At 68.2% G+C, this 449-nt stretch carries 1 protein-coding gene; it reads left to right on the top strand.

Annotated features, from left to right (window positions below):
• Positions 1-449, top strand: a 449-nt coding sequence (locus AC1DMY_RS20970) for a type IV pili methyl-accepting chemotaxis transducer N-terminal domain-containing protein (protein ID WP_477166771.1), incomplete at both ends; no start/stop codon positions are given.

The raw sequence follows: 449 nt of genomic DNA, 5'->3' as shown, positions 1-449 counted from the left end.
CTCGTGATGCTGACCCAGCGCCTGGGTAAGAACCTGAACGAGTTCCTCTCCGGCGAAGGCGTCAACCCCGAGACCGCGTTCCTGCTCGGCAAGGACACCAACACCTTCCGCGAAACGCTGGACGGCCTGATGAACGGCTCGGACGCCCTGCGCCTGACCGCCGCCACCGACGCCGAGACGCGCAGCTACCTCCAGCAGCTCTCGCAGCGCTTCGAGGCCGTGCAGAAGACCACGCAGACGATTCTCCAGAACCTGCCGGGCCTGATCGCCGCCAAGCGCGCCCAGCAGCAGATCTTCAACGACAACGAGGCCCTGCGCGGCGAGCTGTCCACGCTCCAGACCGCCTACTCGGACGGCGCCCGCTACCGCCCCTGGACCCTCGGCGCAACCATCGTCTCCGCGCTGTCCACGCTGATCTTCCTGGCCGGGCTGGCCGCGCTCTACCTGCG

Source organism: Dyella sp. 01L423, from assembly GCF_056399945.1.
This window is presented reverse-complemented; position numbering and strand designations above follow the sequence as displayed.